Source organism: candidate division KSB1 bacterium, assembly GCA_022562085.1.
GTDB lineage: Bacteria > Zhuqueibacterota > Zhuqueibacteria > Oceanimicrobiales > Oceanimicrobiaceae > Oceanimicrobium.
In genome coordinates this window covers 1-13,679 of sequence record JADFPY010000098.1, presented here as the reverse complement: position 1 = coordinate 13,679, position 13,679 = coordinate 1, and the positions used below count along the sequence as shown (strand labels likewise).

Genomic DNA, 13,679 nt, shown 5'->3' with positions numbered 1-13,679 from the left:
TGACCGATGTCGATTCTCTGAATTCATTTGGCGGCACCGTTGTGAGTAAATCCGATATGGAATTTACGCTTTTAGGAAAAGAAAAAAAGTTAGGTTACGATTGCCTGAAAATTGATGTAAAGGGCACGGTTAACGTAGAAGGCGACGGCTCGATGCAGGGCATGAAATTTTTTATGGAAGGTGACGGCGATTTCCAAAGGACGATATATTTTGCTCCGAAAGAAGGACTTTTGGTTGCTGCCGAAAACCAGACGGACATGGAAATGACTGCTGCTTTTACCGGACAAATGAGCATGACTATTCCGATTACCCAGTCCGTGAAATCAACCATTACTTTGATTAAATGGGTTGACTCAAATGAAAAGTAGTTCGGTCGCTCGCGTACTCTTTTTTTTCATTATTGCGGTTTGCCAATTTACGCTCGTTTTGGCGCAAGATTTGGCAATCCCGCCCGAAGAATTTGCACGGAGGAGAGCGGCGGTTTTGGAGCAGATGCCCGACAGCTCGGTTGCAATCTTTCATGCCGCGCTGTTGAAAACCCGATCCAACGATGTTGAGTACGAGTACCGCCAGGATAATAATCTATACTACTTAACCGGAATCACTGACCACAATGTTGCCCTCGTGCTTGTTAAAGGCGGTGTTGACATCGATAGTGTGAAGTCCAGTGAAGTATTGTTTGTTCCAAGGGGTAATTCTCGCATGGCCTCTTTCTTAGGAAAAACAATTTCCATGGAACGAGCCAAAAATGAACTCGGGTTTGAAGTAGTCAAAGAATACGGTGATTTTGGAAAACTGCTGGGTAAGTTTTTAACCGGGAGAAAAGAACTTCTGTACTCCTTTCCGGTTGAGTTCTTGTATGATACAGTTAGCAACCAGCGATATTTTATTGCTCAGAAAGCGAAGAAATTTTTCAAAAAAAAATTTGACGGACTCAAGGTCAAATCCCCAAATAAAATATTATCCGGTTTGCGCCAGATAAAATCGTCTGCTGAATTGCGATTATTGCAAAAAGCAATTGACATCACCGGCGAAGCGCATCTGGCAGCCATGCGTGCCGCCAAACCTGAAATGTATGAATACCAGTTGGAAGCGATTATCGAATATGTCTTCAAGTATCATGGGGCCGAGTATCCGGCCTTCCCTTCGATTGTAGGTTCCGGACCGAATTCAACAATTTTGCATCATTGGAAAAATCGCCGCCAATTAGCCAAAGGTGATTTAGTTGTGATTGACATCGGCGCGGAATTTCAAGGATACTCCGCCGATATTACGCGTACGATTCCAGCAAACGGTAAATTTTTAAAAGAGCAAAAAGAGATTTATGAAATAGTCTTGCGGGCTCAAAAAGAAGCAATTGCTGCAGTAAAGCCGGGAGTCCCTTTCCGGGATGTTCACAAGGTTGCTAAAAAAGTCATTGAAGAGGCCGGTTATGCTAAATATTTTAATCACGGCACAAGCCATTATCTCGGTCTCGATACCCACGATGTGGGCGATCGGGGTCCGCTGCAGCCCGGAATGGTGATAACCGTGGAGCCTGGAATTTATATTTCTGAAGGCGCTGAGATAGATAAAGCATACTGGAATATCGGGGTTAGAATTGAGGACGATGTGCTTGTAACCGAAGATGGACACAAGCTGCTTTCACACAAAGCACCGCGCGAAATAGCGGATATTGAAAAGATTATGAAAGAAGAAAACAAGCTCTTCTCGATTCTTGATTAAAATATTGTATGCCGGATTTGGTTTTTGGGTTTTGTAAATTTGGAACTTGAATTTCCCGGGGAATAGTCCTACAACTTAAAATGTTAAACATAGTATAGTGCCAAACACGCGGTTTAATTGATGATCTCATTTACCAAGAAAATCTTCCTCCTCTTATTAGTTTTGGTTTCCAATCAATGCCTGCTCGCTCAAGATCGAACAGATGAGTCCAATACTTCAGAAGCTGTGAAAATAGATTCTACAACCCGCGCCCTCAATATAAATCAAAGTGAAGATTTGACGAAGCAATTGACTTTGCCCAGACTAATCAAAGTCGAGTCAAAGAACGCTATTTTGGAATACAGGCTTCCCTTTTCAACGATTTTTAAATATGATACCAGTCCAAACAACCCTGAAAATAAATGCTATGAAATTACCAGGCCCTTGACAAAAAAATACACTTTTCTATTTAATTTTATGTCACAGCAACAATATACAATTTCCGATCATTAAGATTTTAGTAGTAGGACAGAAACTTCTTTTCAAGCTCCGTCAATGCGGGGCTTTTTTTATTTCAAAAAAACTCGTTGATAATTTTATTTGATATTTATATACTCTTACAAATCTTAAGCATAGGAAAGCGGCGTATGGAACGGTCGCGACCGTTCCATACAGTTTTCCCAACCTCGCTTCTATTCTATCATAAATAAAAGAAGAATGAAAATTGGTTTTGTGGGCTTAGGCATCATGGGAAAATCCATGTCTTTGAATCTTCTCAAGGCAGGATTTCAAGTCACGGTTTGGAATCGTACGACTGAGAAAACCGTACCCGTAAAGAATGCGGGTGCTTCAGTTGCGGATTCGTTGAAAAGTCTGGCGGAGCAAGTCGATGTAATCATTGCGATTGTAAACGACACCCCGGATGTCGAAGAAGTGATTTTTGGCGACACGGGTTTAATTGCCGGATTAAGCGCTGGTAAAATAATCATTGACATGAGTACCATCAGTCCGGCAGCAACGGAAAAATTCGCGGCCCGGTTGGAAAAATCAGGTTGCGAAATGCTCGATGCGCCGGTTTCGGGCGGTGATACCGGGGCCCGAAATGGAACTCTGACAATAATGGTTGGAGGTAAAAAGGAAGTTTTTGAAAAAGTGCTTGCCGTTTTTCAAGCCATGGGGAAAAACATTATCCTTTGCGGCGGCCACGGGGACGGTCAGCGAACCAAGATGATTAACCAGATTTTTTGCGGGCTGCACGCAGTGGCGCTTTCAGAAGCTTTTGTACTTGCAGAGAAAGTTGGGCTTGATCTGGATATCATGCACAAAGTGGTTTCAAGTGGGGCAGCGGGTTCCTGGGCGTTGGATAATTACGGCCCGCGCGTCTTAAAGGGTGATCTCGAACCCGGTTTTAAACTCGGAATGCAGCAAAAGGATTTGAGAATCGCTTACGAAACCGCCAGGCAGTTAGGAGACGAATTCAAAGGGACGAAGCTGGCTTACGAATTGTTTACTCAAGCCAAGGAAAAGGGTTTTGGTGAACTTGGGTCGCATGGGTTGATTAAGTTATATAAAACTAAATCATGATCGGCAAAACCATACTCCATTACACCCCGTGGGATAAAAGAGTCAGGCTTTTGGGTTTCCATTTCCAAAAAGCTAAAATAGCTAATATTCGAATTCATTCAAATGTATTATCCAACGGGGTAAACAAAATCATCGAAAAGCTCGGCGAGGGCGGCATGGGGGCGTGCGGGTGCCCTTGACATGAACAAAAAAGAAGGCTTGTGTGGCACGTGGCTTCAGCCCGTGCCTAAATGAAGGTTCTAATAAGCAAATAAGTGCCTAACAAAAAAAATCCAGACCGACGCAAAAAATGCGCGGCTGATTGTGGCGTCAGATGTATAATGGGCTCATGAGACTTATTTAGCATTCTAAATAACTACATTTAAAACAAAATTCCAGGTGATGATTATGACGTTTTTATTCCGCCTATTTGCCTTTCTTCTCTTCCCGACTATTCTACTTGCGCAGCTCAGCACGAAATCTTCGTGGTCAAAAATAAACGAGAATAACCGCCAAGCGGTGTTTCAGTTTGCGGAGGAGTACAAGGAATTTATGGCGACCGCAAAAACTGAGCTTGCGACCGTAAGGGAGGTCGTCGCTCTTGCTGAAAAGAGCGGCTTTAAACGATTGACAGAAAACTCATCCTGGCGACCCGGCGCGAAATACTACGACGTCAACCGCGATCGCACGATTAGCCTTATCGTTGTGGGAAAGAGCAAGCTAAGACAGGGGGTGCGGCTTATCGGCAGCCATATTGACTCGCCACGGCTTGAGTTGAAAGGGCGGCCGCTATACGAAAGCAATGGATTCGCACAATTCCAGACGTTATATCACGGCGGTATCAAGAAATACCAGTGGGTCAACGTGCCATTGGCATTAATGGGACGCATTGATAAAACGGATGGAAGTACGGTATGGATAAATATCGGTAACCAGCCTGGCGAGCCTGTTTTCGTCATTCCTGACTTAGCACCACACGTTGATCGAGCCTATCGCAAACGTACCAGCAGGGACGTTATTAGCGGTGAAGAATTGGACCCGCTAGTGGGTTCAATTCCTGACGAAGAGGGTAATGTGGACAAACAAATCATGGCCTATCTTGAGAAGACTTATAATATAGGCCGTGCAGATTTCATATCTGCGGAGCTAGCTCTCGTTCCTGCCACCCGGCCCGCAGATGTTGGCTTTGACAAGGGATTAGTTGCAGCCTATGGCCAGGATGATCGCCTGTGCAGCTATATTGCCGCGCGTGCCAGCATTGCAGTAAAGAATCCGCCCTATACCACAATAGCCTTTCTAGTGGACAATGAAGAGAGTGGGTCCAACAATAATACCGGCGCGAACTCGGATTATTTGCGCGGACTGCTGGGTCGTTTGTTATATCTGGAAAGCCCTGGGCAATCTTCAGAATTTCACCTCAGGAAGGTGCTACAAAAAACTCAGGTGTTATCAGCGGACGTAACGACAGGTGTTAACCCGCTGTTTCCGGGCGTGCAAGAGCATTCTAACGCCGCCAAACTGAGTCACGGTGTTGTCATTAAATTATATGGGCGTGGCAATAGCCCAAATAGTGAATTCACGGCTCGATTTCGCCAGATTCTTGAGAAGGAGAAAATTCCGTATCAGACGCATACTTATAAAGTAGACGTTGGCGGCGGTGGTACCATCGGACATTTTCTTTCGCGCGATGGCATGGAAGTATTGGATTGCGGCATTCCGCTTTTATCCATGCATTCTACGTATTCACTTTCTTCCAAAATCGATCTCTGGCAACTATATCGGGCTTTCCAGGCGTTTTATAGTGAGTCAAAGTAGCGACTGTCTTGAAAGTCAAGCTGTTTCTGTTCATTTAGGCGGCCAATGTTGATTATTTTTTAGCATGGTGTTCATAATACAGAGTAATTTTCTGGTAGCCGCGGTGAGTGCGACCATCTTGCATTTGCCCTGATTGTCGACCAGGGTTCGATCGTACTTTTTAATCACTAGGATTATATTGGGTGGCAACTAATGTTGGGAGAAATAATCGGGCTCTAATATGTCTTCGGCCGCCACCAGTCATGCGCTTTCCGAGGAAGATGCCACTGATTAATTCGATTAGAATTCCCAATTTTGATTCTATAAAACAATTAAAACAAACAATTAACTAGAGGAGGATAATCTCATGTCAACCAAAGTTTTTGTTCTACTCGTAGGATGTTTTCTGCTCCTTAGTATCGGATGCAAACAGGAATCTTCGAAGCGTGCACAAATTACAAGTGGCCCGAGCAATGACGGAACAGTGCGCTATTCACCTGACGGGAGCCAAGTTGCTTTTATCTCCGACCGGTCAGGGTCCCAGGCGATCTGGAAAGTAACTTCGGATGGCGCTCAGGCCACGCAGCTGACTCCGGAGCAAAATTGGCTGGCTTGGGTTAGGTGGTCTCCAGACGGCGGCAAAATAGTCTATGCCTCAGATAAAGAGGCGCCGCCAGATATTTGGGTGGTTTCATCCACCGGAGGAGAACCCACTCGGCTTACGACCGATCCGGGACTGGAAATGGATCCAACCTGGTCGCCTGATGGCAGCAAAATCGCCTTTCACAGTAATAAGGGTGGCGATTTTAACATCTGGATCATGGCAGCAGATGGAGGTGAAGAAACTCAGATCACTACGAATAAAGCGGACGATTTTTCACCGCGATGGTCGCCTGATGGACAAAAGATCGCTTTTCAATCCAGTCGAGGTGGGAAACAAAGCATCTGGACAATTCCAACTTCAATAGGTGAATCAACCCAAATCACGTCAGACGAAGGGGATGATGGTAATGCTCGGTGGTCACCTGACGGATCACAGATTGCTTTCCAGTCAGATCGGACTGGCAACAACGATATTTGGGTCGTCTCTGCCACTGGTGGTGAGCCCAAACAGTTAACAACAGATCAAGGCGATGATTTTTCACCGCAATGGTCACCAGACGGCAGGCGGATTGCGTTTCTCTCTGATCGGGGGGGCAAGACAGACATGTGGGCGGTCCCGGCAACTGGAGGTGCGGCCGTTCAGTTGACAGATGACCAGGGCACCGAGGGTTCGGTGACATGGTCTCCAGATGGGCAAGCTATTGCCTTCTCTTATAATGAGAATAAGACTCATATTTGGACCGTTCCAGCGCAAGGTGGCCCAAGCAAGCAGATCACGACTGGAGATAGGAACGAATTCGCCCCTGAGTTCTTACCTGACGGCAACCAAATAACCTTTACATCCGACAGAAATGGGAACAGCGATATCTTCCTCGTTCCTGCTGGCGGTGGTGAAGTAGTACGACTTACATCAGATCAAGGCGATGATTTTTCCCCACGCTGCTCTCCGGACGGCAAATTAATCGCCTATGTTTCTGACCGCAGGGGTGATAACGACATCTGGGTGATTCCAGTTTCCGGTGGCGATGAAAGGCAGCTTACCCACGACAAAGCCAATGATTTCGGTTTGGAGTGGTCGCCGGATGGTCAGACTATCGCTTTTGTTTCGGATCGCGAAAATAGTACAGGGGACATCTGGACCATCTCAGCCGCGGGTGGAACAGCAAAAAGATTGACTACACAGGGAGCTTGTTTTGGTCCAAACTTTAGTGCCGACGGAACTGCTATCATTTACGCTTCTTCGAGCACGGCGGATGGGCAGGCGCACCTTTGGATGGTTCCTGCTGATGGAGGAGCCCCAAAGCAGTTAACGAAAATGAATTATGAAGCGGGTGCTGTGTACGCGCCAGATGGCATGTCCGTTGCATTTAACGGTCATGATGGCAAAAGTTTTGATCTCTATGTGATGGAGATTGCTGGGGGCCAGGCCACTCGATTAACCGATGATCCGACTTGGGAAGTTGGGGCGAGATGGTCACCAGATGGCAACAAAATTGCGTTTCTCTCAAACAAAGAGGGCAACTACGAAGTTTATGTTATGCCAGCCGGAGGCGGAGAGGCCACTCGGATGACCACGAGTGCCGGTGATGAGTCGGCGATCTGGTGGTCCCCTGATGCAAATTCAATCGTCTACAGCCTCAATGAAGGGAATACCGATCTCTGGACTATAAACGTAGCCTCAGTGCTTGCAAGCATGCCACAGAAGGAGGTTACCGCCAAGTAAGATTCAGGACGCAGGCCAAATCATCCATATGAAGGTTTCTTTGTGGGTAACCTAACGATGCCAATTCAGCCGACGCAAAAAAGCTGCGAGGCTGATTGGCGACGTTATACCGCGGGCTGGTTCAATATTAGAATTGACAATACCGAATAGATGGTGAAAATATTGTGATTGGTAAGACAATCTCACACTACAAAATCCTCGAAAAGCTCGGCGAAGGCGGCATGGGTGTCGTCTATCGACAATACATCGGACGTGACGAGTTCATTTTAAACAAACGGGCGACAGGAAGAAAAAAGGATATGTCAGATTTGGAAGCTCTTGGGGAAGAATAATAAAATGGTTAGGCAGATTAGGATTATGCAAGCCGCTTTCTGTATATCCTTTAAATGGCCTCGCTTCTGCAGGTAGAGTACTATCACCAAAAATACATGAAAATGAGCTTGCAATTTTAAATGTTGATGTATATACTTGTATATACCGATTAATTCTAAGCAAAGAGAGATAATTATGTTATCCAAAGTTCAAAAATGGGGAAACAGTCAGGGAATAAGAATTCCCAAAAACCTTCTTGAAAATTCTCATATTAATGTTGGAGAAGAAGTTGATATCACGGTTCAAGAAGGAAAAATTATTGTAGAATCCACGAATAAAATACGTGGAAGATATAATATAAGAGATTTGGTCAGTAAGATGCCAAAGGATTATAAACCAAAAGAGGAAAATTGGGGTGCTCCTATGGGACGGGAGATTTGGTAGATGCCTCGGTATATCCCGGAAAAAGGAGATTTTGTAATCGTGACATTTGATCCGCAATCCGGACATGAACAAAAAGGCCGACGTCCAGCATTAGTTGTCAGCAACAAACTATTTAACGGGGCTACAGGTCTTACTATTGTATGTCCCATCACTAACACAAATCGTAATATTCCCTTTCATGTTGCAATTCCGAGAGAATCATCTTTAACAGGTTATGTGATGGTTGAACAAGTGAAATCAATTGACTACAAGAGTCGTCAAATTAAACTTATTGAAAAAGCACCAAGTAACATCTTGGTTGAAGTGCTTGGTATCCTAGATGCTTGTATATATCAAGACGCCTAACATCAGGGTCGTGGCTGGCGATGAACCGCTCGCCGCGATTTTAACGCGCCGGGCTTCGAACACGCGCAGTGGCAGGAAGAACGAGTAGCCAGGTGGATTATCTGAGGTGAGATATTATGGCAAAGAAAATAAGAATTTGGTACGATGAGGAAGGAGAGTGTCTTAGTAAAGTTTTCTGAAAGCTATGGCAAGACTACACGAACATAAAGGCAAAGAACTCCTGCGCGAATTTAAAATACCGATTCCAAAAGGTATTTTAGCATCGAGTCCTGAGGAGGTTTTTAAAGCAGCTCAAGAAATCGCTTCTCCGGTCGTAATCAAAGCACAGATCTGGGCAACCGGGCGCGCCGGGTTGGGCGGAATTCAATTCGCCGAAAACCCGGATGAAGCGCAAGTGGCTGCGGAAAAAATATTTGGACTCAAGGTGAACGACTTTGAAGTGACTCAGGTTCTGGTCGAAGAGCAGATCAAAATTAAGCAGGAATTTTATGCCGGAATTATCATCGACGATGCCGCTAAATGTCCGGTGGTGATTTTTAGCTCGATTGGTGGAACGGGCATTGAAGAAATCGCTGCAGAGCATCCTGAAAAAGTTGGTAAACTAAAGATCGATGTCATCAGCGGTCTGAAAGATTTTCAGGCGCGCGACTTAATTCGCAAAACCGGAATTTCAGGCCGACTGCAGATGCAGCTTGCAGATGTGCTGGTCAAGTTGTGGAACGTTGCTAAAAAATATGAAGCCCGTTCCGCTGAAATTAATCCGTTGGTTTTGACCGAAGAAGGTCAGGTCATGGCCGCGGATTGCCGGATTGCCGTCGATGACTATGCCGTTTTCCGCCATCCGGAGCTCGATATCGATATCGCCAGAGAGTTGAACCGGCCGCCTTCTGAATTGGATAAAATTGCTTACGATGTTGAAAAAAACGATTACCGCGGCACGTTTTATTTCATTCAAATGGCAGAAGGCTTTCAAAAAGGTGAAGGGTACATCGGCTTTCATGGTGCCGGCGGCGGCGGCTCGATGATGTCCATGGACGCCGTCGTGGCACAGGGATTTAAATTGGCCAATTTCACTGATACCAGCGGCAATCCACCCGCTTCGAAAGTTTACCGCGCCGCTAAAATCATTTTGTCGCAAAAGAATATCGATGCTTACTTCGGTTCGGGATCCGGTGTAGCCAGTCAGGAGCAGTATCACTCGGCCAGAGGTTTGGTCAAAGCCTTTCGGGAAGAGAACTTGTCGATTCCGGCGGTTATTCGGCTTGGCGGGAACTCCGAGGATCTTGCCATCGATATTCTGGAAAATTATACAAAAGATTTGCCGGCACCAGTTGAGGGGTTTAAAAAAGACGACTCTGCGTTTTCTTGTGCCGAAAGGCTGAAAGAGTTGGTTGACAGTCACAAAGGAAATGGTAAACCGGAAAAGCAATTTACCAAGCCCATTGCCGAAAAGCCCTACACCTTTGAAACGATCACCGGAAGCATCACTTACGATCACGCCGCATGTGTGGATTGTGAAAGCAAAATTTGCATTGAAAAATGTGTTCCTGAAATCCTAAAACTAGAGAATAATGTGCCAGTTCTGGCCATATCGAAAGACGAGGCAAAGGCCGGTAAATGCATCGAATGTTTGGCCTGCGAAATCGAGTGTATCTTTCATGGCAATAAAGGCGCTTATATCGATTTGCCAATCGCCGGATTAGAAGAATATCGGAAAAAGGTTGCTTGATGTCTATTTTAGTTGATGAAAATTCCCGCGTCCTGGTGCAAGGCATCACCGGCCGCGAAGGCATGGCCCGCACGAAGCTGATGATGGAATACGGCACAAAAGTAGTTGCCGGTTGTACACCCGGCAAAGGAAACCAGACTGTTTTGGACGTTCCGGTTTATGACACCGTTCTGGAGGCCAGGGAGAATGTTTCTGAGATCAACACGTCGGTAATTTTTGTGCCGGCGCCTTTGGTAAAAAATGCTGCGCTAGAAGCTATTGCTGCTGGAATTAAACTGCTTGTGCTGGTCCCTGATCGTGTCCCTATTTATGACGTGTTAGAAATCGCTCACGCTGCTAAAGAAGCGGGTGCACAATTTTTAGGCCCAAATACTCTGGGTATGCTCAGCGTTGACAAAGGTGTCTTGGGAATGATGGGCGGTCGGGCGCAAACCGCGAAACAGTGGTTTAAAAAAGGCAACGTCGGCGTCACTTCCCGAAGTGGCGGGATCACTTCATCTATTGGCTATTATTTAAGTAAAAGCGGCGTTGGGCTAAGCTCAATTGTTCACGTCGGGGGGGACGTCATTGTCGGCATGCCGCACCCGGAAATCGTGAAGAGATTTCAAGACGATCCCGAAACCGAGGCTGTGGTCCTGTTTGGTGAAATCGGCACCTCGCAGGAAGAGCAAGTCGCTGACTTAATTGAAAATGGAGAATTTACCAAGCCGCTGATCGCTTTTATCGGTGGCGCTGCTGCAAAATCCGGAACGAGATTTTCGCATGCAGGTGCCATTGTGGAAGGGAATAGAGGAACCCATGAAAGTAAAGTAAAGCGGCTCAAAGATGTGGGGGCGCACATGGTTGAAAACTTTGATGATATTCCAAAAGTAACGAAGGAAGTACTGCAAACTTTAAATTAGGACGAAGATGAGCAAATCAAGTTGGAAAACGGCGATTACGAAAGTCAAGCCCAATGAAGTTCGTTTGCGGGGCTATCGCATCGATGAGCTGATGGGCAGTGTCTCTTTTGGACAGTCTGTTTATTTGGCCTTAAAGGGTGAATTGCCGTCGAAAGATGTTGGTAAAATAATTGACGCCATTTTGGTATCGTCGATCGATCATGGGGTCACACCACCATCGACAATCGCGAGTATGATCGTCGCCTCCAGCGGGGCTCCTTTGAATGCGGCTGTTGCCAGCGGGATTCTGGCAATTTCGAAATTTCACGGGGGGGCCATCGAAGACTGCATGGGTGCACTTTTGCAAGTTCAGGATAAAATTAAAGCAAGAGAAATTTCCGTGGCCGAGGCTTGCGAGGAGCTTGTGGCCGAATATATAGAAATAAGAAGACGAATTTCCGGCTTTGGACATCGGCTGCACACCGAAGATCCGCGAAGCAAGAAATTATTTAAGTTGGCAAATGACTTGAAAATTGCCGACAAGTTTATTAAAATTGCTACTACAGTTGAATCCGAGCTTGGAAAACAAATGGGACGAAAGTTGCCCATTAACGTTGACGGTGCGATAGCCGCTGTCTTGTGCGAACTCGATTTTTCTCCGCGTCTCGCCAACGCCTTTTTTATGATGTCGCGGGTTCCCGGTTTGGTCGCTCACATTTTTGAAGAGCAGACTACCCAGAAACCGATGCGAAAAATCAATCCCGAAGATCATGAATATAACGGGCCAGAGGACAGGAGCTTGTAGATGACGAGAGAAGAACTCATTGAAAACATGCCGGAATTCAACCTGATCGAAGATAAAGAGCTGCGCGAAAACACAATTTCCGTTTGGGAAGAAGCGGTGAATTACCGCAACTGGACAGCGGAAGAATTATTGGGCATTCCCTTCACTCTTTTAATCGACAATGTTAAAGTCATGTTTTTAGAGCACGTGCGGACAGTTTGTAAGATGTGTGTAGCATGTGATGAGGTTTTGACTGAGGCCTACGGTGACCGTAAAACACCGATTAATCGTGATATTCTGGTTGCAGGCGCCCTGCTTTGTGATGTTGGAAAACTCATGGAATACGATAAAGAAAACGGCAAAGTGGTTAAAAGTAAGCATGGCAAATACCTGAGGCATCCGTTTAGTGGAGTGGGTCTTTGCTTCAAATACAATATCCCGGACGAGGTCATGCATTTAATTGCAGTTCATTCGCATGAAGGAGACAAGTTCGGACGTTCGCCCGAAGCGATTATTTTGAATCACGCGGATTTTATCGATTTTGATTTGGTTAAATATCATTAATGAAAATTTTGATGATTAGGAGTTAGTAATGAAGTATGAAATTATTTTAGAAAACGAAGAAGATGGACGATTTTCTGCTCACGTTCCATCACTGCCGGGTTGTCATTCATGGGGCGAGAATCGCGAAGAAACGATTACAAATATTAAAGAAGCTATTGAAGGATATTTGGAAGTTCTAAAAAGTCGGATGAGTGAATACCGAAAGACGGGCGAGTCAGTTGAAGTTGAAATATGAGTAAGATGATTCCCTCGAATGGAACGGAGGTAGTCAAGGTTTTGCAGAAAGTGGGTTTTCAAGTTGAAAGATGGAAAGGGAGTCATGCAATTATGGATAACGGCCAAAGAATTGTCGTTGTCCCTTGTCATGGTAAAAAAGAACTTCCAAAAGGAACTCAGCGAGCAATTATCCGAGATGCTGGGTTGGATATAGATGAATTCAATCAATTACTGAAGAAAGTGTAAAAAAAGAACAATGGCAAAATACAAAATAGCCTGGCTACCCGGAGACGGAGTCGGCAACGACGTCATGGAAGCGGCGCGAATCGTTTTGGACGCGCTGAAACTCGATGCTGAATACATTCACGGCGACATTGGTTGGGAATTCTGGAAAACCGAAGGCAATCCATTGCCGGATCGAACTATCGATTTATTAAAAAGTACGGATACTTGCTTGTTTGGGGCGATTACTTCAATGCCTAAAGAGGAGGCTCAATCAGAGCTTATACCGGAGTTGCAAGGTAAAGGGTTGATTTACTCAAGTCCAATCGTTCGGCTGCGTCAAGAGTTTAATTTGCACACCAATCTGCGTCCCTGCAAGGCTTACCCCGGTAATCCCCTGAATTATCGTGACGACATCGATTTGGTCGTATTTAGAGAGAACACTGAAGATTTGTACGTCGGGGTGGAATTTCATCCATTGCCGGAAGCAGTGATGCAAACGCTTCTTGAGCATGCCCCCAAAATGAAACGCTTTGCGAACGTAAGTCTGGATGATATTGCGGTCAGCTTACGGATTAACACACGCCAGGCTTCGCGGAGCATCGTGACTCAGGCATTTGAGTATGCTAAAAAGCACGGCTGTAAAACAGTCACCATTGTTGAGAAACCGAATGTGCTGCGGGAAACCAGTGGTTTGATATTGCGAACGGCGCGAGAGGTTGCGAAAAATTATCCTGATATCGACCTGTGGGAAACGAATATCGATGCGATGTGTATGTGGCTGATTAAAAATCC

Annotated in this window: 17 protein-coding genes; all 17 read left to right on the top strand. The window is 45.6% G+C overall.

Annotated elements, in window-relative coordinates; all coding sequences use genetic code 11:
* Positions 1-368: hypothetical protein (locus tag IH879_10300; protein MCH7675328.1), on the top strand; the 368-nt coding region annotated here is incomplete at its 5' end.
* On the top strand, positions 358-1,725 hold the full coding sequence (locus IH879_10295) for an aminopeptidase P N-terminal domain-containing protein (GenBank protein ID MCH7675327.1): 1,368 nt from the start codon (positions 358-360) through the stop codon (positions 1,723-1,725). The genes IH879_10300 and IH879_10295, both read left to right, overlap by 11 nt.
* A gap of 120 nt (positions 1,726-1,845) precedes the next feature.
* On the top strand, positions 1,846-2,217 hold the full coding sequence (locus IH879_10290) for a hypothetical protein (GenBank protein ID MCH7675326.1): 372 nt from the start codon (positions 1,846-1,848) through the stop codon (positions 2,215-2,217).
* 204 nt (positions 2,218-2,421) lie between these two features.
* Complete coding sequence (locus tag IH879_10285) at positions 2,422-3,288, top strand: NAD(P)-dependent oxidoreductase (GenBank protein MCH7675325.1); 867 nt, start codon at positions 2,422-2,424, stop codon at positions 3,286-3,288.
* Positions 3,285-3,467, top strand: coding sequence for a hypothetical protein (locus tag IH879_10280; protein MCH7675324.1), 183 nt, complete (start codon positions 3,285-3,287; stop codon positions 3,465-3,467). The genes IH879_10285 and IH879_10280 overlap by 4 nt, the downstream gene beginning before the upstream one ends.
* A 208-nt stretch (positions 3,468-3,675) precedes the next feature.
* Complete coding sequence (locus IH879_10275; protein ID MCH7675323.1) at positions 3,676-5,082, top strand: aminopeptidase 1; 1,407 nt, start codon at positions 3,676-3,678, stop codon at positions 5,080-5,082.
* A gap of 346 nt (positions 5,083-5,428) precedes the next feature.
* Positions 5,429-7,387, top strand: a complete 1,959-nt coding sequence (locus IH879_10270) for a PD40 domain-containing protein (protein ID MCH7675322.1) — start codon at positions 5,429-5,431, stop codon at positions 7,385-7,387.
* 164 nt (positions 7,388-7,551) lie between these two features.
* Complete coding sequence (locus IH879_10265) at positions 7,552-7,719, top strand: hypothetical protein (GenBank protein MCH7675321.1); 168 nt, start codon at positions 7,552-7,554, stop codon at positions 7,717-7,719.
* Positions 7,720-7,894: 175 nt separating this feature from the next.
* Positions 7,895-8,143: an AbrB/MazE/SpoVT family DNA-binding domain-containing protein gene (locus IH879_10260; protein MCH7675320.1), complete on the top strand. Its 249-nt coding sequence runs from the start codon at positions 7,895-7,897 to the stop codon at positions 8,141-8,143.
* Positions 8,144-8,488 (top strand): type II toxin-antitoxin system PemK/MazF family toxin, encoded by a 345-nt coding sequence (locus IH879_10255; GenBank protein ID MCH7675319.1) that lies wholly within the window; start codon positions 8,144-8,146, stop codon positions 8,486-8,488.
* Positions 8,489-8,672: 184 nt separating this feature from the next.
* On the top strand, positions 8,673-10,217 hold the full coding sequence (locus tag IH879_10250; protein MCH7675318.1) for an acetate--CoA ligase family protein: 1,545 nt from the start codon (positions 8,673-8,675) through the stop codon (positions 10,215-10,217).
* Positions 10,217-11,119 carry a CoA-binding protein gene (locus IH879_10245; GenBank protein ID MCH7675317.1) on the top strand — a complete coding sequence of 301 codons (903 nt, stop codon included), beginning with the start codon at positions 10,217-10,219 and terminating at the stop codon, positions 11,117-11,119. The genes IH879_10250 and IH879_10245 overlap by 1 nt, the downstream gene beginning before the upstream one ends.
* Positions 11,120-11,126: 7 nt before the next feature.
* Complete coding sequence (locus IH879_10240; GenBank protein MCH7675316.1) at positions 11,127-11,903, top strand: citryl-CoA lyase; 777 nt, start codon at positions 11,127-11,129, stop codon at positions 11,901-11,903.
* Positions 11,904-12,446 (top strand): HD domain-containing protein, encoded by a 543-nt coding sequence (locus tag IH879_10235; protein ID MCH7675315.1) that lies wholly within the window; start codon positions 11,904-11,906, stop codon positions 12,444-12,446.
* A 28-nt stretch (positions 12,447-12,474) separates the two neighbouring features.
* Positions 12,475-12,681 carry a type II toxin-antitoxin system HicB family antitoxin gene (locus IH879_10230; GenBank protein ID MCH7675314.1) on the top strand — a complete coding sequence of 69 codons (207 nt, stop codon included), beginning with the start codon at positions 12,475-12,477 and terminating at the stop codon, positions 12,679-12,681.
* Positions 12,678-12,908, top strand: a complete 231-nt coding sequence (locus tag IH879_10225) for a type II toxin-antitoxin system HicA family toxin (GenBank protein MCH7675313.1) — start codon at positions 12,678-12,680, stop codon at positions 12,906-12,908. Before IH879_10230 ends, IH879_10225 begins: the two co-directional genes overlap by 4 nt.
* A 10-nt stretch (positions 12,909-12,918) precedes the next feature.
* Positions 12,919-13,679, top strand: a 761-nt coding sequence (locus IH879_10220; GenBank protein ID MCH7675312.1) for an isocitrate/isopropylmalate dehydrogenase family protein, incomplete at its 3' end; no start/stop codon positions are given.

Excerpts from the sequence above, each read along its gene's own strand:
- IH879_10295 (MCH7675327.1), top strand. The coding sequence starts at position 358 with ATGAAAAGTAGTTCGGTCGCTCGCGTACTCTTTTTTTTCATTATTGCG.
- IH879_10290 (MCH7675326.1), top strand. The coding sequence starts at position 1,846 with ATGATCTCATTTACCAAGAAAATCTTCCTCCTCTTATTAGTTTTGGTT.
- IH879_10285 (MCH7675325.1), top strand. The coding sequence starts at position 2,422 with ATGAAAATTGGTTTTGTGGGCTTAGGCATCATGGGAAAATCCATGTCT.
- IH879_10280 (MCH7675324.1), top strand. The coding sequence starts at position 3,285 with ATGATCGGCAAAACCATACTCCATTACACCCCGTGGGATAAAAGAGTC.
- IH879_10275 (MCH7675323.1), top strand. The coding sequence starts at position 3,676 with ATGACGTTTTTATTCCGCCTATTTGCCTTTCTTCTCTTCCCGACTATT.
- IH879_10270 (MCH7675322.1), top strand. The coding sequence starts at position 5,429 with ATGTCAACCAAAGTTTTTGTTCTACTCGTAGGATGTTTTCTGCTCCTT.
- IH879_10260 (MCH7675320.1), top strand. The coding sequence starts at position 7,895 with ATGTTATCCAAAGTTCAAAAATGGGGAAACAGTCAGGGAATAAGAATT.
- IH879_10255 (MCH7675319.1), top strand. The coding sequence starts at position 8,144 with ATGCCTCGGTATATCCCGGAAAAAGGAGATTTTGTAATCGTGACATTT.
- IH879_10250 (MCH7675318.1), top strand. The coding sequence starts at position 8,673 with ATGGCAAGACTACACGAACATAAAGGCAAAGAACTCCTGCGCGAATTT.
- IH879_10245 (MCH7675317.1), top strand. The coding sequence starts at position 10,217 with ATGTCTATTTTAGTTGATGAAAATTCCCGCGTCCTGGTGCAAGGCATC.
- IH879_10240 (MCH7675316.1), top strand. The coding sequence starts at position 11,127 with ATGAGCAAATCAAGTTGGAAAACGGCGATTACGAAAGTCAAGCCCAAT.
- IH879_10235 (MCH7675315.1), top strand. The coding sequence starts at position 11,904 with ATGACGAGAGAAGAACTCATTGAAAACATGCCGGAATTCAACCTGATC.
- IH879_10230 (MCH7675314.1), top strand. The coding sequence starts at position 12,475 with ATGAAGTATGAAATTATTTTAGAAAACGAAGAAGATGGACGATTTTCT.
- IH879_10225 (MCH7675313.1), top strand. The coding sequence starts at position 12,678 with ATGAGTAAGATGATTCCCTCGAATGGAACGGAGGTAGTCAAGGTTTTG.